Origin of the sequence: Micromonospora vulcania (assembly GCF_042658605.1) — a bacterium.
Lineage (GTDB): Bacteria > Actinomycetota > Actinomycetes > Mycobacteriales > Micromonosporaceae > Micromonospora > Micromonospora vulcania.
In genome coordinates this window covers 1-21,059 of sequence record NZ_JBHSQS010000036.1, presented here as the reverse complement: position 1 = coordinate 21,059, position 21,059 = coordinate 1, and the positions used below count along the sequence as shown (strand labels likewise).

Here is a 21,059-nt window from a genome sequence, read left to right as displayed (position 1 = left end):
GCCGCTTCTTCCCGTCGTCGGTCTCTCGGCTTGCAGCATAGAGCAGCCGTCGATAATCTCGGCCGTCAAGATACTTGGCTTTCGAAGGATGCCGAGGTGGCCCGATGTCCGTCTTCACCCGAGTCGCCCACGGACGGTTCGCCGCCTGGCTCGCCGTGGTCGCCGCGATCGTCGTCAGCGCGGCGGTCTTCGGGCTTCCCCGGCCGGCCAATCCGGCGCCGGTGTCCGCCACCGGCCTGTCCGTGCAGTGGCAGTCGACCCAGGTGCAGCGGCTGCAGGACCAGCTCCCGTCCAGCGAGGTCCAGCCGGCCATCGTGGTGGTCAGCCGCGCGGACGGCGCCGCGCTGGCCGAGGCGGACCGCGCCGCCGTCGCCGCCCGCGCCGGCGAGCTGGCCCGCTTCGCGGTGGGCGGGCGGGTCAGCCCCGCCCAGTTCTCTCCGGACGGGACGGTGGCGCTGGTCGCCGTACCGGTCGGCACCGCCGACGGCCAGGACGCGGTGACCGACACGGTCACCGGGCTGCGCGCGGCGCTGGCGGAGCTGCCCGATGGCCTGACCGCGGAGGTGACCGGCGCCCCCGCCTTCACCACCGACCTCTCCGCGGTCTTCGAGGGCGCCGACATCACCCTGCTCGCGGTCACCGCCGCCGTGGTCGCGCTGCTGCTGCTGATCACCTACCGCAGCCCGTTCCTGTGGCTCGTGCCGCTGCTCGTGGTCGCCGCGACCGAACAGCTCACCCTGCGCGCGGTGGACACGATCGTGCCGGCCGTCGGAATCAACCTGCAGGAGGGCGCGGTCACCGGGATCGCCAGCGTGCTGGTCTTCGGCGCGGCCACCGACTACGCCCTGCTGCTCATCGCCCGCTACCGCGAGGAGCTGCGCCGCGCCCAGGACCGGTTCGCCGCCATGCGCGCCGCGCTGCGCCGCACCGCCGAGCCGATCCTGGCCAGCGGCGGCACCGTGGTGCTCGGCGTACTCACCCTGCTGCTCAGCGAGCAGGAGTCGAACCGGGCGTTGGCCGTGGCCTGTGCCACCGGGGTGGTCTTCGCCATGCTCTCGGCGCTGTTCGTGCTCCCCGCCGTGCTGGTGCTGTTCGGTCGCGGCCTGTTCTGGCCGTTCGTGCCGCACGTCGGCGGCCCGGCCCGCGAGGGTCGGCTCTGGGGTCGGCTCGGCACCGTCGTGCGACGCCGCCCCGCGCCGGTCGCCGTGCTGGCCACGCTGCTGCTCGCCGCGCTGGCCCTGGGCGGGCTCGGTATCCGTACCGGCCTGTCGGAGACCGAGCAGTTCCGGGCCGAACCCGAGGCGGTGACCGGCGCGCAGACCCTGGCCCGGGCCTTTCCCGCCGGCACCACCCAACCGGTGGCCGTGCTCACCACCCCGGCGGCGGTACGGGCGGTCACCGACGCCGCCGCGGCCGTGCCCGGGGTCGCCTCGGCCCGCCCCGGCGACACCGGCCAGGGCATCGCTCAGGTCGACGTGGTGCTGGTCGCCGAACCCGGCACTGCCGCCTCGGACCGGACGATCGGGGCGCTGCGCGACGCGGTCGTCGCCGTGCCCGGCTCGGCGCCCCCGGCGGTCGACGGCGCCGACGCTCCGGCCGGGGCGATCGTCGGCGGCACCGTGGCCGCCACCTACGACTCCGAGAAGGCCAACGACGCCGACCTGCGGCTCATCCTGCCGATCATCCTGCTGCTGGTCGGCGCCGTGCTCGTGCTGCTGCTACGCGGCCTGCTCGCGCCGGTGCTGCTGGTGCTCACCGTGATCGCGTCGTTCTTCGCCAGCCTCGGCGCGGCGTGGCTGCTCTTCGACCACGTGCTCGGCTTCCCGGCGCTGGACAGCGGCGTGCTGCTGCTGGCCTTCGTGTTCCTCGTGGCGCTCGGTGTCGACTACAACATCTTCCTGGTCACCCGGGCCCGGGAGGACGCCCGCGACGCGGGCACCCACGACGGGATGCTCTCCGCGCTACGGGTCACCGGCGGCGTGATCACGAGCGCCGGGGTGCTGCTCGCCGCGGTCTTCGCCGTGCTCGGGGTGCTGCCCCTGATCACGCTCACCCAGATCGGGATCATCGTCTGCGTCGGCGTCCTGCTGGACACCCTGCTGGTCCGCACGGTCCTGGTGCCGGCGCTGGCGTTCCTGCTCGGCGACCGTTTCTGGTGGCCCGGCAGGGTGGGCGCCGGTCAGTAGGCCAGGCAGACGCACTCGGTCATCAGCGCCCGCACGTTGCGCACGTACGACGGGTTGGGGATCGCCAGCGGCTTGCCCTCCTGTGCCACCGCCCCGTGCCCGAAGTTGTACGCCGAGATGACCGCGTTGAGCAGGCAGGAGTTCAGTTCGGCGGTGCACAGGTCGGCGTCGAGCCGGAAGTCGGACTCGAAGTACATGTCGCCGATGTACTTGGTCAGCCAGGCCAGGTAGTTGGCGCCCAGGTAGGCGTTGTCCCGGTAGTCGTCGATCTGGTAGCTCTGGTCGAACCGCTGGTTCATCCAGGTCGCGGTGGCCGGCATCACCTGCATCAGCCCGACGCCGCCGTCACAGGCGTAGATGTTGGACTGCCAGCCACTCTCCTGCCAGGCGGTGGCCCTGAGCAGGTCGAGCGGGATCTTGATGTCCGGCGCGGACGTCGGCCAGTAGGTGCGCGCCGCCGCGTCGGACAGCGCCGCCTTCGCCTGGGCCCGGGTGGCCTGGGTGCCCTTGTAGCTGGGCTTGCAGGAGGACGGCGCCGGCTTCGGCGGCGCCGGGGGGACCTTCGTCTCGGTGGGCGGCTTGGGCACCGCGCGCGGCTTCGGCGCCGCGCTGGTCGTCCGGGTGGGCTTCTTCGTCGGCTTCGGGGACGCGGTGCGGCTCGGCGCGGCACCCATCGAGGCCACCGAACTGGGCGACGGGGTGGGCTCCACGATGGCCTCTTCGACCGGTGCGTCGGTCGGCGCCTCGGTCACCGACACCGGCGCGGCCTGGCCCTGCGGGCTCTCCCCCCGGTCGGCACAGCCGACCACCGTGCCCGCCAACAGGAGCCCGGCGAGCACCACGGCGCCCACCCGACCGGTCCGTGCACGCATGCCGTTCCTCCCCCGTGTGACCGTCGCCGCACATTAGCAAGCTTCGTTCGGGCGGCGGGGCCCCTACGGCGGCGTCCCGACCGGGTCGACCGGCTGCTCCCGATCGCGGATCGCCCGGTCCCGGGTGGCCCAGGCGACCACGAACACCACCGTCCAGAGCACCCCGAGCAGCACCGCCGCCACGGTCTCGCTCGCCGTGGCCAGCCCGAGGTAGAGCCGTGCGGCACCGACCCCGAGCAGCCCCGCGGCGGCGACCGTCCAGGCGGCCACCGCCCTCGGCCAGCGGGTGCCCCGGGACAGCAGCCACGCCAGGGTGCAGAAGCTCGCCGCGACGACCGCGTTCTGGGTGGGGAACGGGACCGCCTCACCGCCGTCCGGTGCGGCCCCCGGCGACCCGGTGAGCTCGGCCACCACGGCCAGCACCACCAACGGCACGAACGCGCCCACCGTGCCGACCACACCCAGCAGATCCGCCCGCCAGGGCCGGTTGCGCCACGCCAGCACCGCGGCCACCAACGCCACCAGCACGATCAGCACCCAGCCGCGGACCAGCGACACCACCGCCAGGGCCGCGTCGGCCGCGTCCGGGGTCCGTCGGGCGGCGAACCAGGCCCCGATCGCACCGTCCAACGCGGCCAACCCACTGTTGCGCACCACCAGCGAGAGCAGCCCGGCGATGGCGAGCCCGGCGGCGAACAGCAACAGCAGCCCGGCGGCCAGGTTGAGCAGCAGCGTCCAGGCCGGCCCGATCCGTACGGCCACCAGGAAGAACAGCACCCCGTAGCGGGCGCTGAGCCAGCGCACCGGGGGCAGCGCGCCGGCTCGGGACAGCAGCGCCCGTACCGGGTCGGGGTTACGGCCCAGCCACCGGCCGGCGAGCACCACCGCCACCAGACCGGCCAGCAGCACCAGCGCCGCGCCGGTGGCCCGGCCGAGCAGCCGGGAGACCGTGTCGTACGACTCACCGGCGAGGTGACCGAGCAGCACCGAGCCGCCCACCCAGGTCACCACGCCGGCCACGTTCCACGGCGCGAACCGCCGGTACGGCATGCCGGCCGCACCGGCCAGCCGGGGCACCAGAGTGCGGGCGAAAGCCACCCAACGGGCGGCGAACACCCCGCGACCGCCGAGCCGGGCGAGCATGGCGTCGGCCCTGGCCCAGCGCTGGGGCCCGACCCGGTGCCCCAGCCCGGCCCGCAGCCGGGGGCCGTACCGCCGACCAGCGCGGAACGCCAGCGCGTCACCGGCGACCGCGGCGACGATCATCGCGAGCAGCGCCGGCCCGAGCCGCAAGGTACCGTTGTAGGTGAGGAAGCCGACGAGCAGCAGGGTAGCCTCACCCGGCACCAGCAGGCCGAAGATCACCGCGGTCTCGCCCGCCACGATCAGCGCGGCGACCAGGTAGATCCACAGGGTGGGCAGACCCTGCACCATGGTCAGCAGGTCGTGCACTCAGGCCCCCGGGACACGGGAGTCAGCATGCCAGCCGGGGGAACCACCCGGACAGCAGTTTCACCAGAGATCAGGGGCACCTGGGGGTGACCCCGACGCAGCCTGCGCGAGCGCAGGCGGAAGGATAGAGGGTATGCAGCTTCGCACCGACCTCCGCAACGTCGCCATCATCGCTCACGTCGACCACGGCAAGACCACCCTGGTCGACGCCATGCTGCGGCAGGCCGGCGCGTACGGCGCCCGTGGCGAGACGACCGAGCGGGTGATGGACTCCGGGGACCTGGAACGGGAGAAGGGCATCACCATCCTGGCCAAGAACACCGGCGTGCGTTACCTGCCGGCGGACGGCTCCGACCCGGTCACCATCAACATCATCGACACCCCTGGTCACGCTGACTTCGGTGGCGAGGTGGAGCGCGGCCTCACCATGGTCGACGGGGTGGTGCTCCTGGTCGACGCGAGCGAGGGCCCCCTGCCGCAGACCCGGTTCGTGCTGCGCAAGGCGCTGCGGGCCCGGATGCCGATCATCCTGGTGATCAACAAGGTGGACCGCCCGGACGCCCGGATCAAGGAGGTCGTGGACGACACCTACGAGCTCTTCCTCGACCTGGACGCCGACGAGGAGCAGATCGACTTCCCGATCGTCTACGCCTGCGCCCGCGACGGCATCGCCTCGCTGACCCAGCCCGCCGACGGCTCGGTGCCGGACGACAGCACCTCCCTCGAGCCACTGTTCCGCACCCTGCTGGACACCATCCCCGCCCCCGCGTACGAGGACGACGCGCCGCTGCAGGCGCACGTGACCAACCTCGACGCGTCGCCGTTCCTCGGCCGGCTGGCGCTGTGCCGGGTCCGCCAGGGCACCATCACCAAGGGCCAGACCGTGGCCTGGTGCCGCACCGACGGCAGCACCCAGCGGGTCCGCATCTCCGAGCTGCTGATGACCGAGGGCCTGGAGCGCAAGCCGGCCGACTCGGCCGGCCCGGGCGACATCATCGCGGTCGCCGGCATCCCCGAGATCATGATCGGTGAGACGCTGGCCGACGCGGAGAACCCGGTGCCGCTGCCGCTGATCACCGTCGACGAGCCGGCCATCTCGATGACCATCGGCACCAACACCTCGCCGCTGGTCGGCCGGGTCAAGGGCGCCAAGGTCACCGCGCGGATGGTCAAGGACCGGCTCGACAAGGAACTGATCGGCAACGTGTCGCTGCGGGTGCTGCCCACCGAGCGACCGGACGCCTGGGAGGTGCAGGGCCGCGGTGAGCTGGCGCTGGCCATCCTCGTCGAGCAGATGCGCCGGGAGAGCTACGAGCTGACCGTCGGCAAGCCGCAGGTGGTCACCCGTGAGATCGACGGCAAGACCTGCGAGCCGGTCGAGCGGCTGACCATCGACTCCCCGGAGGAATACCTGGGCGCGATCACCCAGCTCCTCGCGACCCGCAAGGGCCGGATGGAGCAGCTGGTCAACCACGGCACCGGCTGGATCCGGATGGAGTGGCTGGTCCCGGCGCGCGGCCTGATCGGCTTCCGCACCGAGTTCCTCACCGACACCCGGGGCACCGGCATCCTGCACCACGTCTTCGAGTCCTACGAGCCGTGGTTCGGCGAGCTGCGTACCCGCAACAACGGTTCGCTGGTCGCCGACCGGGCCGGCGCGGTCACCGCCTTCGCGATGATCAACCTGCAGGAGCGCGGCCAGCTCTTCGTCGAGCCGACCACCGAGGTGTACGAGGGCATGATCGTCGGGGAGAACTCCCGCTCCGACGACATGGACGTCAACATCACCAAGGAGAAGAAGCTCACCAACATGCGGGCGTCGACCTCCGACGAGACCGAGAAGCTGGTCCCGCCGCGCAAGCTCTCGCTGGAGCAGGCGCTGGAGTTCTGCCGCGAGGACGAGTGCGTCGAGGTCACCCCGGCCTCCGTGCGCATCCGCAAGGTCGTGCTCGACCAGCAGCTGCGTGGCCGGGCCGCCGCCCGCCGCAAGCACAGCAACTGACCCCAGCAGCACCCGGCACCGGGCGCGTCGGCCACTCACGGCCGACGCGCCCGCCCGCTTTCCGGCCCGGGGTACGCGGGCCCGGCCCGCCCGCCGGCCGATGATCGGCTACGGTCACCGACATGACCTGGGATGATCTCGACGCCCATCTGGACCGGGTACCCGGCACCGTCTCGGCGTACGTGGGCCGGCTCGACACCGCACCGACCTGGACCCGCGACCCCGACGCCACCCACTACGCGGCCAGCACCATGAAGGTGGCGGTCCTCACCGCACTGCACCGCGCCGCCGAGGCCGGCACGCTGGACCTGGACGCCCCCGTCCCGGTCGTCAACGAGTTCGACTCCGCGCAGCCCGGCGCACCCCGGTTCTCCTGCGCGCAGCCCTACGACAACGACGACGCCGTCTGGGACCGCGTCGGCGGCACCGCGCCGCTGCGTTGGCTCGCCGACCGGATGATCGTCCGCTCCAGCAACCTCGCCACCAACGTGCTCATCGGGCACGTCGGCCTGCCCGCGGTCGCCGACGTCTGGGCGCGGGCCGGCGCCCGGCACAGCGTCACCGGCCGGGGCATCGAGGACTTCGCCGCCCGCGAGGCCGGCATCACCAACCTGGTCACCGCCGCCGACCTGGCCGCCCTGCTCGGCGCACTGGCCACCGGGGCCAGCACCCCCGGCCAGCTCGCCACACCGGCCGCCTGCGCCGCCATGCTCGACGTGCTGCTGGCCCAGGAACACCGCGAGGACCTCGCCGCCGGCCTGCCCGACGGCACCCGGATCGCCCACAAGGGCGGATGGGTACGCGGCGTGCGCCACGGCGCCGGAGTCGTCCTACCCGACGACGCCCCGCCGTACCTGATCGTCGTCTGCACCACCACCGATCTGGCCGACGGCGGCCCCAGCGGCGACGAGGTCGAGGACGACGCCTGCCGGCTGATCGCGCACATCTCGGCACAGGTCTGGGAGGCCCGCCACCGGCTCTGACCCGACACACACCCGTCGATCCGGCTAGGCTGCCCGCACCCCCCACCCCGGAGCCGCCGATGCCCCGCAGCCGCACCCTGCTGGCCGCCTTCCTCGCCGTGACCGCGGCGAACCTGCTGGCCAACGCCACCGACAGCGACCTGGCCTTCCAGCTCACCAAGCCGCTGCTGATGCCGCTGCTCGCCGCGTACCTCTGGCGGGTCACCGCCGAACGCGGCACCCGGCCGGACCGGCTGGTGCTCGGCGCGCTGGCCTTCGCCACCGCCGGCGACGTCGCGCTGCTGGTCACCGGCACCGGCTGGTTCCTCACCGGCATGGCCTGCTTCCTCGGCACGCACCTCTGCTACCTCGCGGCCTTCACCCGACACGGTGCCGCGACCGCGCTGCGTCGCCCACCGCTGCTCGCGATCCCGATCGGGTACGCGGCACTGACCGTCGTCGCGCTCACCTGGATGTGGGCGGGGCTGGCCGAGGCCGGGCTCGCCGTGCCGGTGGCCGGCTACGCGCTCGCCCTGGCCGCGATGGCCAGCACCGCCGCCACCCAGGGCTGGCGCGTCGGTCTCGGCGCGGCCCTCTTCCTCGGCTCCGACCTGTTGATCGCCGCCGGAGCGGCCGGAGTGGCCGAACCACCCGGCGCGCCGGTGCTGGTGATGGCCAGCTACGCCGCCGGCCAGGCGCTCATCGTCACCGGCCGGGCCGCCCGCGCCGACCAGCCGGTCACTCCAACAGGTGTGCCCGCAGCTCCGTGAGGACGTCGTCGCCGAGCCCCAGCCCGTCGCGCAGGTACCCCTCGAACGAGCCGTGCACCCGACGCACCTCCCGGTAGCCGGCGTCGAGATACTCCGGGCGGACCTCCAGGACCGGCACCACCGCGTCCACGTCCAACTCCGGCTGCCGCCGCCGCAACGCCTCCACGATCACCGCGCGCAGACTCTCGGTCAACGGGTTGTTCCGCAGGTAGTCCGCGCGGATCGTGGCCTCGTCCACGCCGAGCGCGGACAGCAGGACGACGGTCAGCCACCCGGTCCGGTCCTTGCCGGCCGAGCAGTGATAGACCAGCGGCAGGTTCTCCGGCCGGGCCGCCAACCGGACCGCCTCGGCGAACCCGGCGCGCGCCGACGCACCGGTCACGAACCACCGGTAGATTTCCGCCATCGCCGCCGCCGTGCCCTGCCGGGCCAGCTCCGCGTACGCGTCCAGGTCGTGCCCGAGCAGCACCGCCGAGACGTACGTGAACACCGGATGCTCCGGGTCGTGCACCGGCAGGTGCACCACCCGCGGCTCACCGACCAGCCGGTCCGCCGGAGCGACCGCGATCTCCGAACCGTCCCGCAGGTCGATCACGCAAGCCGGCCCCAACTTCGCCAGCACCGGCAGGTCCTCGTCGGTGAGCCGACCCAGAGCCGGCGTACGGATCAACCGCCCGACGCGTACCCGCCGACCGTCGGCTCCCACCACGCCACCCAGGTCACGCGCGTTCGGCGCACCCACCATCGCCCAGTCCCGCCCGGCCATCCGGTCTCCCCTCCCGCGACGTGCCTCCGTATAGGGTGCCCCACATGACGATCTCGGCGGTACGCACCCACCGGGTTTCCGCCCCCTTACACACCCCCTTCGTTACCGCGCTGCGGCGTACCACCACAGTGGACACCCTGCTCGTCGAGCTGATCGACAGCGACGGCCGGTCCGGGTTCGGTGAGGCACCGCAGGTCTGGCAGGTCACCGGTGCGTCGGTCGCCGGCGCGCAGGCCTGCGTACGGGAACTGCTCGGCCCACTGCTCACCGGCCGGGACCCGGACGACCTGGTGGCCCGCTGCGCCGAGGTGCAGCGGGCGGTGGTCGGCAACGAGGCCGCCAAGGCGGCGGTGGACGTCGCCCTGCACGACCTGGCCGCCCGGCGTCTGGGCGTACCCCTGGTGCGGCTGCTCGGCGGCACCACGCTGCGGGTGCCCACGGACGTCACGCTGGCCGCGGGCGACGCCGTGGACCTCGCGGCGGCCGCGCGGCAACGACGGGCCGACGGCTTCGACGTGCTCAAACTGAAGGTCGGCACGGACGCCGCCGGTGACCTGGACCGGGTCCGGGCGGTCCGCGCGGCGGTCGGCGCCGGAATCCGGATCCGGCTCGACGCGAACCAGGGCTGGACGCCCCGCGAGGCGGTCCGGGTGATCCGCGGCATCGAGGACGCCGGGCTCGACGTGGAACTGGTCGAGCAGCCGGTGGCACGCTGGGACCTGGACGGGCTCGCCTGGGTCAGCGACCGGGTGACCGTGCCGATCCTGGCCGACGAGGCGGTCTTCGGCGTCCGCGACCTGGTGGAGGTGATCCGCCGCCGGGCCGCCGACCTGGTCAACGTCAAGCTGGCCAAGTGCGGCGGCCTCCAGCCGGCACGCACCCTGCTGGAATTGGCTGCCGCGCACGCGATGGGCACCACGGTCGGCTCGATGATGGAGAGCCAGGTCGGCATCGGCGCGGCGGCGAGCCTGGTCGCCGCGTACGGCACCACCGCGGTCGCCGACCTGGACGCCGCCTGGTGGTTGGCCTGGTCACCGGTGCAGGGCGGGATCCGCTACGAGGACGCCACGGTGGTGCTGCCAAACGCACCTGGCCTGGGCATCTCCGGCGTCACTGAAGTAAAGATTCAATCCCGTGGTTGATGATGGTTGGTTTCTTTCATAGGGTTTCCGGGGACAGCCGACACGAGCAAGGGGTTCACGTGGAGCTGCAACCGGGCCGTGAGGCCGTCGTCCGGGTCGCCGTGGCGACGCTGTGGACCACCCCCGAGGCCGTCCGCCCGGTCGACCACCCCGCGCTCACCGCCCCTACCGACATCCCGGCCTGGATCACCGGCATGAACGCCGACCAACAGGTCGGCGACTGCGTACTGAGCCAACTGCTGCTCGGCGAACGCGTCCTCGTCACCGACCTGCGCCCGGACGGCTGGGCGCAGGTCGTCGCCGTGGAACAACCGGCGGCCAAGCTGGACCCACGCGGCTACCCGGGCTGGCTGCGCGCCGACCAACTCGCCCCCGTCGACCCGGCCGCCACCGGCCACGCGCTCGTGGTGGACGCGACGATCACCGAGCTGCGCGCCGCACCGGACGGGCCGGTGCTGCTACCCGGGGTGGTCGTCGGCACCCGCCTCGTTCCGGCCGGCCCGGCCCGCGAGGGCTGGCGGCCCGTGCACGTCCCCGCTCAGGCCGCGCCGCTCTGGCTACCCGACGGCCACCTGACCCCGATACCGGCCGAACCGCCCACCGCTGACGAGGCGCTCACGCTGGCGCAGCGGCTGCTGGACGTGGTCTACGTCTGGGGCGGGCTCTCCGCGTACGGCATCGACTGCTCGGGGCTGGTGCACCTGGCCTGGCGGCGATTCGGGGTGCTGCTGCCCCGCGACGCCGACGACCAGGCCCTGGCCACCACACCGCTGCCGCTCGGCGCGGAACGCCGCGGCGACCTCTACTTCTTCGCCCGCCCCGGCCGGAAGATCCACCACATCGGCATCGTCACCGCCGCGCCCAGCGGCGACCACCGGCGGATGCTGCACGCCTGCTACCGACAGCGGCGGGTGGTGGAGGAACAACTGCCGGCCGAGCGGACCGCCACCCTGGTCGGCGTGCACCGGGTCTGACCGGCCGGACGCGTCCCCGCACCCGGCCGGCGGCAGCTCAGCGCCGGGCCTCGGCCAACTCCCGCCGCCGGTCCCGGGCGGACTTGGCCAGGCTTGCGGCCGTGGCGACGCCCAGCGTGCCCAGGATGACCAGGAGGGAGAGCCAGATCGGGATGTGCGGCGCCCAGGCCACGTGCTGCCCACCGTTGATGAACGGCAGATTGTTGTCGGCCAACGCCTCCAGCACCAGCTTGACCCCGATGAAGCCGAGCACCACGGCCAACCCGTAACTCAGGTAGATCAGCCGGTCGAGCAGGCCACCGAGCAGGAAGTAGAGCTGGCGCAGGCCCATCAGCGCGAAGACGTTGGCGGTGAAGACCAGGTACGGCTCCTGGGTGATGCCGAAGATCGCCGGAATCGAGTCCAGCGCGAAGATCAGGTCGGTGGTGCCGATCGCGATCATGACGATCAGCATCGGCGTGAACAGCCGTCGGCCGGCGGAGTGCGTGGTCAGCTTCGCGCCGTCGTAGTTCTTGGAGATCGGCAACGCCTTACGGCTCCACCGGATCACCACGTTCTCGGAGAACTCGTCCTCGTCCGGCTCACCCTGCCGGGCCAGGTTGACCGCGGTGTAGATCAGGAACGCGCCGAAGATGTAGAAGACCCAGGAGAACTGCGAGATCAACGCGGCGCCGGCGGCGATGAACCCACCGCGCATCACCAATGCCAGCACGATCCCGACCAGCAGTACCTTCTGCTGGTACTGCCGGGGCACCCCGAAGCGGGCCATGATGATCACGAAGACGAAGAGGTTGTCCACCGAGAGGCTGTATTCGGTGAGCCAGCCGGTGTAGAACTGGCCAGCCGGGCTGGCCCCCGCCGTCAGCCAGACACCGGCGCCGAAGAGCAGGGCCAGGCCGACGTAGAAGGCGACCCACAGGCTCGACTCGCGCACACTCGGCTCGTGCGGACGTCGACCGATGATCAACAAGTCGACGAGCAGAACCGCAGTCAGTGCGACGAGGGTCCCCGCCCACACCAATCCGGACACGTCCAACGTTCATTCCTCCGGCAGACACGCGGCGTCGGGCACACCGTACGCCCCTTCGAGGCCCGGTATGCCGCTGTCGCTCACTCTGGTGACTGTCGGAGGTCTCTTCCGCCGCCGCCCGCAAGCGGGACGGCGACCAACGGGGCCGGGTCGGGGGCCACCGGAAATCCGGTGATCGACCGTGCTGACGACTCCGTCGCGGGGGAATACTCCCCTCCTTGATGACCATTGTCCCCCACCACGGGCCGTGATCGCACCCCGGGCACTCGGTGGCACCGGCCACCCCGGCGAACGGGAATAGCGCCCGGCGACACATCGCGTCGTGCCCCCGGCGACACACCCTCTCTGGCGTCCTAGGAGGCTAGTGTGTGTCGGGGGCGATGAGTGGGGCGGTGAGCGTCCAGCCGGCGGCCAGCAGGGCATCGCAGGCCGCCACCGCCCGGGCCAGCCGCTCCTCGTGCGGTCCGGCCAACTCCACCACCGGCACCCCGCATTCGGCCAGTTCGGCGCGGAACCGCTCGGTCATCCAGCCCCGCAGGTGTTCCCCGTCCCGCAGCCCGTCGTCGGCGAAGGGCACGCCACGGTCGTCGGTCAGCAGATAGAGCGCCGGCCGACGGGCCGCTGCCCGGACCTCCGGCGACGCGCTGCCGAGGTAACGCTCTTCCCAGACGGCGGTGGCCCGCGCGTCGGTGTCGCAGACCAGCAGCGGCCCGGACGAGTGGGCCGCGGCGTCCTCGGCCCTCTGCTGCTCACGGACCACCGTGCGAAAGTCCTCCCGGTCCCAGCCGACATCGAAGATCGTGGCCCCGGGCGAGCGCTCGCGCAGCCGCTCCAGCTTCCGGGCGGTCAACTCGCGGCCGTACTCCGGCACCCACGCGGTGCCGTAGTGCGTGGCGAGCGCCGCGGCCATCGTGGTCGTACCGGTCGACTCGGCCCCGACCACCACCACCCGCCGGACGAACCAGGCACGCACCGGCGGGCTGAGCCACCGCCAGTGGCCCGCCGGGTCCGCGCGCACCGCGGTACCGGAGACCGGCACGGTCCGCCGATCCGGATCCACCGCCACGGGTACGGCGGCGAAGCGCCGGGCCAGCTCCACGCCGTACGCCTCGGAGGAGAAGACCGCGTCCACCACCTCGGGTCCGACCGCCTCGCGGAACACCGCGCAGTGCGCGTCCCAGATCACCGGATCGTCGTAGTCCACCGGGTGGTCGTCGTACCGGCCGACGAACCGCACCCACGGCGTGTCCGCGTGCGCCTCGCGCAGCCAGTCCAACCGCACGTCGAGCGGAATGGACTCCCGACGCGAGGGCGCCACCACCACGGTGACCGTGGCGCACCGCGCGGCGGCGGCCGTGATCAACGCGTGGTGCCCGGCGTGCGGCGGATAGAACTTCCCCACCACCATGCCGTGCCGGAACTCCGCCGTGGACGCCCGGGTCGGCGGGCTCGTCGTGCGCTGCGGCGCCCGGTCGGTCACGCGCTCACCGGAGCCGGACCGGGCGGAACGGGGGTCGGCCGCTCGACCCGACGCTGATCGGCCCGCCAGGCGCGCAGCCCGAACACGCACAGTGCGAGGAAGACCAGGTAGAGCCCAGCGGTGAGCCACAGCCCCTTGTACGCGTACAGCGGGATGTAGATCAGGTCGGCGGCGATCCACAGCCACCAGCTCTCCACCCGCTTGCGGGTCTGCCCGTACGTGGCCAGCAGGGACAGCGCCGTGGTCAGCGCGTCCGGCAGCGGCACGGTCGAGTCCGTGGCCCGGTCCAGCAGGACCCAGAGCGCGCCGGTGAGCAGCACCCCGACGACGGCCAACGCCAGCCACTCGCGCCGCTCCGTCCGGCTCACCGTGAGTCGGCTCCGCCGCTCACCACCGAACAGCCAGTGCCACCAGCCGTAGCAGCCGAGCGCGACGTAGACGACCTGGAGCCCGGCGTCGGCGTACAGGCCCGCGGTCCAGAACAGCAGCATGAGCAGCAGCACGTTGGCGATACCGACCGGCCAGTTCGCGATGCGCTGCCGCACCACCAGCCAGACGTTCAGCACGCCGGTGGCGAACCCCAGCAGCTCCGCCCAGGTCGTGCCGGTGCCGGCCACCTCGAACGCGGTGCCGGTGAGCCAGTCGATCATCACAGTGCCCTCCCGGGCACCCACCCTAGGGCCAGCGCCGACACCGGAACAGACCCCACGGCACCGCCGTGCCGACCGTCCGTGGGAGGCTTCCGGCATGGTGCTTGAGGTCGCGCTGATCGACGTACTGCCCGGACACGAGGACGAGTTCGCCGCCGCGTACGCCCAGGGGCATCCGGTGCTCGCCGGCACGCCCGGCTGCCGGTCGGTCCGGATGACCCGGGGAATCGAGTCCCCGTCCCGGTTCGTGCTGCTGGTCGAATGGGACTCCGTCGAGGCGCACGACGAGAACTTCCGGGCCACCGAGCGGTTCGAGAAGTGGCGTGCGCTGATCGGCCCGCACTTCGCCGGGCCGCCCATCGTGGAGCACTTCCTCGACGTACCGGCCTGAGTGGAGCTGTCGTACCCCGCGGTTAGGGTGCCCCTCGCACGCGCCGGTTGCCGGTCCCGACGGACTCGGGGGCGCCGGGCCCGGTGGCCGCGCGGGGTGCGACCGTGGGCTTATTCGCCCACGCGGCGGGCCAACGCGGTGACCGTCTCCTCCGGTGACAGGGCGGCGGCCAGCAGCGCCTCGGTCATCCGGTCGTACCGGTCGACGTCGAGCGCGGTGGCCAACCGCACGTCGGTGGTGAGCGCCTCCAGCATCACCGTGCGCGGGTCCGCCGGGTCGGGAAAGGCATAGCAGGAATACGGCGTGAGCGGGTGCAGCCCGCCGCCGGCCGCGCCGCGTGGCAGCAGCCGTACCGTCACGTGGGCCAGGCCGGTCACCGCGACCAGATGCCGCAGCTGCTCACGCCAGACCGCCACCGGCAGGTCACCCGGGTCGCAGGTCGCCTCGGCGAGCACCGCCGTGTACCGGGGCGGATCCGCCCGGCGCAGCACGTCCTGCCGCAGGGCCCGGGCCCGCACCTCGGCCTCCACGTCCAACTCCGGGGTGAGCAGGGCGCCCGCGGCGACCCGCAACCGGGCGTACGCCGGCGTCTGGAGCAGCCCCGGCACGACCGCCGGTTGGTACTCGACGATGTGGGCGGCACCCGCCTCCAACTCGGCGTAGGTGCGCTGCCGCTCGCTCATCTCACCGAGCGTCTTCCACCAGCCACGACTGGTGGCCGCGTCCCGGGCGATCACGATCAGCGCATCCCGGGCCGGCGTCGGCACCTGATAGACGTCCAGCAAATCCAGCACATCGGCGAGATCCGGCCGGCTCTGACCCAGCTCGATGCGGGACAGCTTCGAGGTCGAGGCCCAACCCAGCCGGTCGCACACCTGCTCCAGGGTCAACGCCTCACGGCGGCGTAGCTGGCGCAGCTCGGCACCGAGCCGTACACGTCGAATGACAGGACTCGTTGGCAACGGCATCCCCGCCTCCCCAGTTTGGGAGAGTACGCAGGACGATCACCCAGTGCAATAGCACGCTCGCACACCGCAACCGACCCGGTCGTCGGGTGCCCTGGTGGCGACGGCCGAGCTGGCCGTCACTTCACGCCGGCGGCGTCCATGCCACGCAACTCCTTCTTCAGGTCAGCGACCTCGTCGCGGATCCGGGCGGCCAGCTCGAACTGCAGCTCGCGGGCCGCGGCCAGCATCTGGTCGTTGAGCTCCTGAATGAGCTGGGCCAGGTCGGCACGGGCCATCCCCTCCCGGGAGGGGGTGGTGGCGGAGGCCCGACTCCGGCTCCGGGTCTCCTTGACCGGCGCCTTGCCCCGGGAGAGCTGGCGCACCGCACCACCGACCCGGGAGTTCTCGGTGTCCTCCGCCTCGCGGTAGATATCGTCCAGGATGTCGTGGATCTTCTTACGCAGCGGCTCCGGGCTGATCCCGTGCGCCTCGTTGTGCGCGATCTGCTTGGCCCGACGCCGATCGGTCTCCTCGATCGCGTTCGCCATCGAAGGCGTGATCTTGTCGGCGTACATGTGCACCTGACCCGACACGTTACGGGCGGCCCGCCCGATGGTCTGGATCAGCGACCGGCCACTGCGCAGGAAGCCCTCCTTGTCGGCGTCGAGGATCGCCACCAGCGACACCTCGGGCAGGTCGAGACCCTCGCGGAGCAGGTTGATGCCGACCAGCACGTCGTACTCGCCCTTGCGCAGCTCGCGCAGCAGCTCCACCCGGCGCAGCGTGTCGACCTCGGAGTGCAGGTAACGCACCCGGATGCCGTTCTCCAGCAGGTAGTCGGACAGGTCCTCGGCCATCTTCTTGGTCAGCGTGGTGACCAGCACCCGCTCGTCCCGCTCGGTGCGCAGCTTGATCTCGTGCATCAGGTCGTCGATCTGGCCCTTGGTCGGCTTGATCACGACCTCCGGGTCGACCAGCCCGGTCGGGCGGATGACCTGCTCGACGAACTCGCCCTGCGCCTGCTCCAGCTCCCACGGCCCGGGCGTCGCCGAGAGGTAGACCGACTGGCCGACCCGCTCCAGGAACTCGTCGAAACGCAGCGGCCGGTTGTCGGCGGCGCTGGGCAGCCGGAAGCCGTGGTCGATCAGCATCCGCTTACGCGAGGCGTCGCCCTCGTACATGCTGCCGATCTGCGGGATCGTCACGTGCGACTCGTCGAGCACGGTGAGGTAGTCGTCCGGGAAGTAGTCGAGCAGGCAGTGCGGCGGGCTGCCGGGCAACCGCCCGTCCATGTGCATCGAGTAGTTCTCGATGCCGGAGCAGAAGCCCACCTGCCGCATCATCTCGATGTCGTAGGTGGTGCGCATCCGCAGCCGCTGCGCCTCCAGCAGCTTGCCCTGGCGCTCCAGCTCGGCAAGCCGCTCGGCCAGCTCCACCTCGATGTCGCGGATCGCCCGCTCCATCCGCTCCGGGCCGGCGGCGTAGTGCGTGGCCGGGAAGATGACCAACTGGTCGACCTCACGCACCACGTCACCGGTCAGCGGGTTGAGGTAGTAGAGCTTCTCCACCTCGTCGCCGAACAGCTCGACACGGACCGCCAGCTCCTCGTACGCCGGGATGATCTCCAGCGTGTCACCGCGGACCCGGAAGGTGCCCCGGTTGAAGGCCATGTCGTTGCGGGTGTATTGGATGTCGACGAGCCGACGCAGCAGCTTGTCGCGGTCGAGCTCCTGGCCCACCTCGACCCGGACCGCCCGATCGAGGTATTCCTCCGGGGTGCCCAGGCCGTAGATCGCCGACACGGTCGCCACCACGATCACGTCGCGACGGGTGAGCAGCGACATCGTCGCCGAGTGCCGCAGCCGCTCGACCTCCTCGTTGATCGAGGAGTCCTTCTCGATGTAGGTGTCGGTCTGCGGGATATATGCCTCGGGCTGGTAATAGTCGTAGTACGAGACGAAGTATTCGACGGCGTTGTGCGGCAGCAGCTCGCTGAACTCCTTGGCCAGCTGCGCGCAGAGCGTCTTGTTGGGGGCGAGCACCAGGGTCGGGCGCTGCAGGCGCTCGATCAGCCACGCGGTGGTGGCGCTCTTGCCGGTGCCGGTCGCGCCGAGCAGCACCGTGTTGCGGTCGCCGCGCCGAACCCGACGCTCCAGGTCGTCGATGGCGGCCGGCTGGTCGCCGGCCGGCTGAAACTCGCTGACGACCTGGAAGCGGCCGTCGAGCCGGGGAATGTCGAGCGCCATGACAGCAACGGTACGCCGGAGGTCCGACAGGAACGGCCGTCACGCCAGGTACGTGATCAGCTTCAATATTCCCATTGTGTGGCACATGTCACCGGGACTACCCTCTCGATGTAGGCCGCTCGCGGCGGCCGACCGGGCCGGTGGCCGGGCCGCTCATCTCGGCCGGCCGCCCCCGGCACTGCGGTCGCAGCACCCGGCTCGTCCGGCGTGCGCACCCGTGTGGTCGCGCTCGAGGCGCAGACCGGCCGCCGCGAGCGCCCCTGCTCGTCACCCCGGTGCCGCCCCACCCGTTTCACATCCGTGGACACCTCTGCGACCCCGGCACCCGACACCGACCCCGAGGACGCCGCCGACCCGGCCGTCGACGACGCCACCGGCCCGGCACCGGCCAGTCGCCGGCGCCGGATGGTGCTGCTGTTGCTCGGCCTGACCGCGCTGACGTCCGCCACGGCGCTGGTGATCGGCCTGCTGAGCTGGGCGCCGGCCCCGCCCGAGCCGACCCGGCCGTTGACCGTCGCGGAGAGCGAACGACTGGCCGCGATGCGGGTCACCAACCTGCGGGACCTGCGCGCCGGGGTCCGCGTCACGGTCGGCTCGGGCGCCGCCCGTACCGAACTGGTGGGTTGGGTGGACTGGTCGCGACCGCTGCTCTACCTCGACGTGGGTGGTCCGGGCGCGGGCGCCGAGCGGGGCCTGTTGCAGACCTCCGGCCCGGTCCTGGTGATCCGACCGGACCCGGCGGCGGTGCCCACCCCCGCCGCGCCACCGCTGGTGCCGCCCGCGGACCGCTGGCGGCTGCACCGGCTGGCACCCGGGGCGACCCTGGCACCGGTTCTGCACCTGCTGTTCGACCTCGCCGCCGACCGTCCGGACCCGGCCCAGCCGCTGCGCGACGGCGGTGCCCGCTGGCTCACCCAGGACACCGTCGGGGCCGGGCCGATGGACGTCCTCGAGGCGCCCTTGCCGGCCGGTACCGCCCCCGGCACCGGCAGCCCGGCACCGAGCGGCACGACACCGGCCAGCGCGCAACAGCCGACGGCCGGTGACGCGGACGGGCGGCCCCGCTACTGGCTCGACCAGGACGGCCGGCTGCACAAGCTGGTGGCCCGGCTGCCCGGCGTCGGCCCGATCACGGTGCTTCTCAACCGGGCGGACCGCCCGTCGCTACGCCCGGTGGACGCGCTCGGTGGCCGACCCGGCCTGCCCCGCGCACTGACCGGCGCCGAGCAGGACCGGCTGGACCGGCTGCCGGCCCGACTTCGCGCCCAGGGCGGCGCGGCGCTGACGCTGACCGCGCCGGTCGGCACCGACACCAACCTGCGCGGCAGCGGCTGGCTGAGCTGGACCGCCCGCACCGCCTACCTGGCGGTCGCCGACCTCGGCGTACCGGATCGCCGGACCCTGCTCCGCCGGGACGCCGCCGGCCTGGCCCGGTCGGACGTGTCGGCGGTCGTCGGCGGCGGTGGCACCGCGGAGGCACCGGGTCGACCCCCGTTGCCGCCCCCGGCCGGTACGTGGCGGTCCACCCGCTCCGGCGCGGACGAGGTGAGCCTGCTGCTCGACGCCGCGCTCGACGCCGCCCGGCCCGCCGGACAACGCGGCGCGGCCGTACGGGTCCGCGAGGACGTCGTCGGCGGACGGACCGTGGACGTCGTCGAGGTACGCACGGCCGACGCCCTGGTGCGCTACTGGATCGACCGGGACGGGCCGCTGCGGCGGCTGGAGTTGCGCACCGGCCCCGGCGCGTGGGCACAGCTCGACCTCACCCCCGCCTCGGTGCCCCGGTTGACCCCGGCGCCCCGGCCGAAGACCACCGCCCGACCGGCCGGCACGCCACGACCGCGCGCCGGCACGACCTGATCCCGGATGGTGCGCGAGCCTCGGCGACGCCCGGTCACGGCGTCCAGCCGGTCTGCGCGGCCCACTGCTCGGCCCGCAGGTACTCCTCGTCGAACCAGGGGTCCCGGGCCGTCCCGGCACCGCTGACCTCCGGCGCGGCGTCGACCAACTCCCGCTTGAGCAGCAGGTACGCCGCCCGCTGGTCCGGGTCGGCGCACAGGTGGTCGCGCATCAACAACGCGTACCGCCAGCCGGGTGAGTCGGCCGCCCGCACGTGCAGGCGTACCGGGCGGGCCGGGTCGGCGCTGCCGTGCAGCCGCTTCTCCCACCGACCGCTGCCGGCCGGGCGCGGGTCGTCCCACCACTGCCCCGGCACCCGCGGGAATCCGGCGTTCGCCAGCCGATCGGCCAGCACCCCGTCGGCGTCGGCGAGGTTCGGCACGGCCACCTGCACGTCGATGACGTCCTCGGCGGCGAGCCCGGGCACCGCGGTCGCGCCGATGTGGTCGATGCGCAGGTCGGCCGGGGCGAGCGCGTGCCGGATCCGGGCGGCCAGCCGTCCGTACTGCCGCGGCCAGCTCGGGTCGGTCTCGGCCAGGTCGACCCGGTGTGGCGGGACCACCCGCCGCTCCCGCAGGTTGTGCTCGTAGGGCGACAGCCGCTGCCGCCAGAGTTCGTCCACGGCCTCGTGCAGTGCCGCGAGGCTGCCGTCGTTGGTCAGCACCACGTCCGCGGCCGCGCGCCGCCGGGCATCGTCGGCCTGCGCGGCGATCCGCCGCTCGGCCTCCGCGCGGTCCATCCCCCGGTCGCGCGCCAGTCGTTCCAGTCGGGTCGACACCGCCGTCTGCACCACGACCACCAGGTGGTACGTCGGCGCGAGGCCGACCTCGACCAGCAGCGGTACGTCGTTGACGACGATCGCGTCGGGTGCCGCCGCGGCGGCCAGCTCGGCGGTACGGGCCCGCACCCGAGGATGGGTGATCGCCTCCAACCGGCGGCGGGCGGTCTCGTCGGCGAAGACCACCGCTCCCAGTGCGGCGCGGTCCAACGCGCCGTCGGAGTCCAGCACCTGCTCCGAGAAAGCGGCGACGATCTCGGCCAGCCCCTCGGTACCCGGCGCGACGACCTCCCGGGCCACCTGGTCGGCGTCGATGAGCACCGCGCCCTGCTCGACCAGCCGCGCGGCCACCGCGCTCTTGCCCGAACCGATCCCGCCGGTCAACCCCACCCTCAACACCGGACCAGTCAACCGGATCACCAGGCCCGCCGCCAAACCCGCCCCGCCGCGCGCCCCGCCCCGCCCCGCCCCGCCCCGCGCCGCGCCCCGCCCCGCCCCGCCCCGCTCGCGCC

General features: G+C 72.9%; 17 protein-coding genes. 8 read left to right on the top strand and 9 right to left on the bottom strand.

Features of this window, described 5'->3' with window-relative positions; translation table 11 throughout:
- Positions 1-104: 104 nt before the first annotated feature.
- A complete protein-coding gene (locus ACFQGL_RS30320) occupies positions 105-2,186 on the top strand; it encodes an MMPL family transporter (protein ID WP_377516061.1) in 2,082 nt (693 codons plus the stop codon).
- Here ACFQGL_RS30320 and ACFQGL_RS30315 read toward each other — a convergent pair.
- Positions 2,180-3,058, bottom strand: coding sequence for a transglycosylase SLT domain-containing protein (locus ACFQGL_RS30315; RefSeq protein ID WP_377516060.1), 879 nt, complete (start codon positions 3,056-3,058; stop codon positions 2,180-2,182). The two genes, ACFQGL_RS30320 and ACFQGL_RS30315, sit on opposite strands and share 7 nt — an antisense overlap.
- 63 nt (positions 3,059-3,121) lie before the next feature.
- Complete coding sequence (locus ACFQGL_RS30310) at positions 3,122-4,510, bottom strand: DedA family protein (RefSeq protein ID WP_377516059.1); 1,389 nt, start codon at positions 4,508-4,510, stop codon at positions 3,122-3,124.
- A gap of 133 nt (positions 4,511-4,643) precedes the next feature.
- Between ACFQGL_RS30310 and typA the strand changes: the two genes are divergently transcribed.
- The 3 genes from typA (at position 4,644) to ACFQGL_RS30295 (ending at position 8,244) form a co-directional block, all read left to right on the top strand.
- The gene (gene typA, locus ACFQGL_RS30305) at positions 4,644-6,512 is read left to right on the top strand and encodes a translational GTPase TypA (RefSeq protein WP_377516058.1); all 1,869 of its coding nucleotides are present in this window, start codon (positions 4,644-4,646) and stop codon (positions 6,510-6,512) included.
- A gap of 122 nt (positions 6,513-6,634) precedes the next feature.
- A complete protein-coding gene (locus ACFQGL_RS30300; RefSeq protein ID WP_377516057.1) occupies positions 6,635-7,495 on the top strand; it encodes a serine hydrolase in 861 nt (286 codons plus the stop codon).
- A 59-nt stretch (positions 7,496-7,554) separates the two neighbouring features.
- Complete coding sequence (locus ACFQGL_RS30295; protein ID WP_377516056.1) at positions 7,555-8,244, top strand: lysoplasmalogenase; 690 nt, start codon at positions 7,555-7,557, stop codon at positions 8,242-8,244.
- Here the strand turns inward: ACFQGL_RS30295 and ACFQGL_RS30290 are convergent.
- Positions 8,213-9,010, bottom strand: coding sequence for a tyrosine-protein phosphatase (locus ACFQGL_RS30290; protein ID WP_377516055.1), 798 nt, complete (start codon positions 9,008-9,010; stop codon positions 8,213-8,215). The genes ACFQGL_RS30295 and ACFQGL_RS30290 overlap by 32 nt on opposite strands.
- Positions 9,011-9,054: 44 nt before the next feature.
- On the opposite strand from ACFQGL_RS30290, the gene ACFQGL_RS30285 reads away from it, so the two are divergent.
- Together ACFQGL_RS30285 and ACFQGL_RS30280 are read left to right on the top strand one after the other, a co-directional pair.
- Positions 9,055-10,152, top strand: a complete 1,098-nt coding sequence (locus tag ACFQGL_RS30285) for a mandelate racemase/muconate lactonizing enzyme family protein (RefSeq protein WP_377516054.1) — start codon at positions 9,055-9,057, stop codon at positions 10,150-10,152.
- Between the two features lie 59 nt (positions 10,153-10,211).
- Entirely contained in the window at positions 10,212-11,126 is a 915-nt protein-coding gene (locus ACFQGL_RS30280) for a C40 family peptidase (RefSeq protein WP_377516053.1), read from the top strand.
- Between the two features lie 37 nt (positions 11,127-11,163).
- Here the strand turns inward: ACFQGL_RS30280 and ACFQGL_RS30275 are convergent, their stop codons facing one another.
- The 3 genes from ACFQGL_RS30275 to pnuC all read right to left on the bottom strand — a co-directional run bounded on the left by ACFQGL_RS30275 (position 11,164) and on the right by pnuC (position 14,286).
- Positions 11,164-12,162 carry a TerC family protein gene (locus tag ACFQGL_RS30275; RefSeq protein ID WP_377516052.1) on the bottom strand — a complete coding sequence of 333 codons (999 nt, stop codon included), beginning with the start codon at positions 12,160-12,162 and terminating at the stop codon, positions 11,164-11,166.
- A gap of 355 nt (positions 12,163-12,517) precedes the next feature.
- The gene (locus ACFQGL_RS30270; protein ID WP_377516051.1) at positions 12,518-13,636 is read right to left on the bottom strand and encodes an AAA family ATPase; all 1,119 of its coding nucleotides are present in this window, start codon (positions 13,634-13,636) and stop codon (positions 12,518-12,520) included.
- Entirely contained in the window at positions 13,633-14,286 is a 654-nt protein-coding gene (gene pnuC / locus ACFQGL_RS30265) for a nicotinamide riboside transporter PnuC (protein ID WP_377516075.1), read from the bottom strand. The genes ACFQGL_RS30270 and pnuC overlap by 4 nt, the downstream gene beginning before the upstream one ends.
- Before the next feature lie 97 nt (positions 14,287-14,383).
- Between pnuC and ACFQGL_RS30260 the strand changes: the two genes are divergently transcribed.
- A complete protein-coding gene (locus ACFQGL_RS30260; protein WP_377516050.1) occupies positions 14,384-14,677 on the top strand; it encodes an antibiotic biosynthesis monooxygenase family protein in 294 nt (97 codons plus the stop codon).
- Positions 14,678-14,787: 110 nt separating this feature from the next.
- On the opposite strand, the gene ACFQGL_RS30255 is transcribed toward ACFQGL_RS30260, so the two are convergent.
- Positions 14,788-15,645: a helix-turn-helix domain-containing protein gene (locus tag ACFQGL_RS30255; protein ID WP_377516049.1), complete on the bottom strand. Its 858-nt coding sequence runs from the start codon at positions 15,643-15,645 to the stop codon at positions 14,788-14,790.
- A gap of 116 nt (positions 15,646-15,761) precedes the next feature.
- The gene (gene uvrB, locus ACFQGL_RS30250; RefSeq protein WP_377516048.1) at positions 15,762-17,870 is read right to left on the bottom strand and encodes an excinuclease ABC subunit UvrB; all 2,109 of its coding nucleotides are present in this window, start codon (positions 17,868-17,870) and stop codon (positions 15,762-15,764) included.
- A gap of 300 nt (positions 17,871-18,170) precedes the next feature.
- On the opposite strand from uvrB, the gene ACFQGL_RS30245 reads away from it, so the two are divergent.
- On the top strand, positions 18,171-19,730 hold the full coding sequence (locus ACFQGL_RS30245; protein WP_377516047.1) for a hypothetical protein: 1,560 nt from the start codon (positions 18,171-18,173) through the stop codon (positions 19,728-19,730).
- A 34-nt stretch (positions 19,731-19,764) separates the two neighbouring features.
- Here ACFQGL_RS30245 and coaE read toward each other — a convergent pair whose 3' ends face one another.
- Positions 19,765-20,946 (bottom strand): dephospho-CoA kinase, encoded by a 1,182-nt coding sequence (gene coaE / locus ACFQGL_RS30240; RefSeq protein WP_377516074.1) that lies wholly within the window; start codon positions 20,944-20,946, stop codon positions 19,765-19,767.
- Positions 20,947-21,059: the final 113 nt, after the last annotated feature.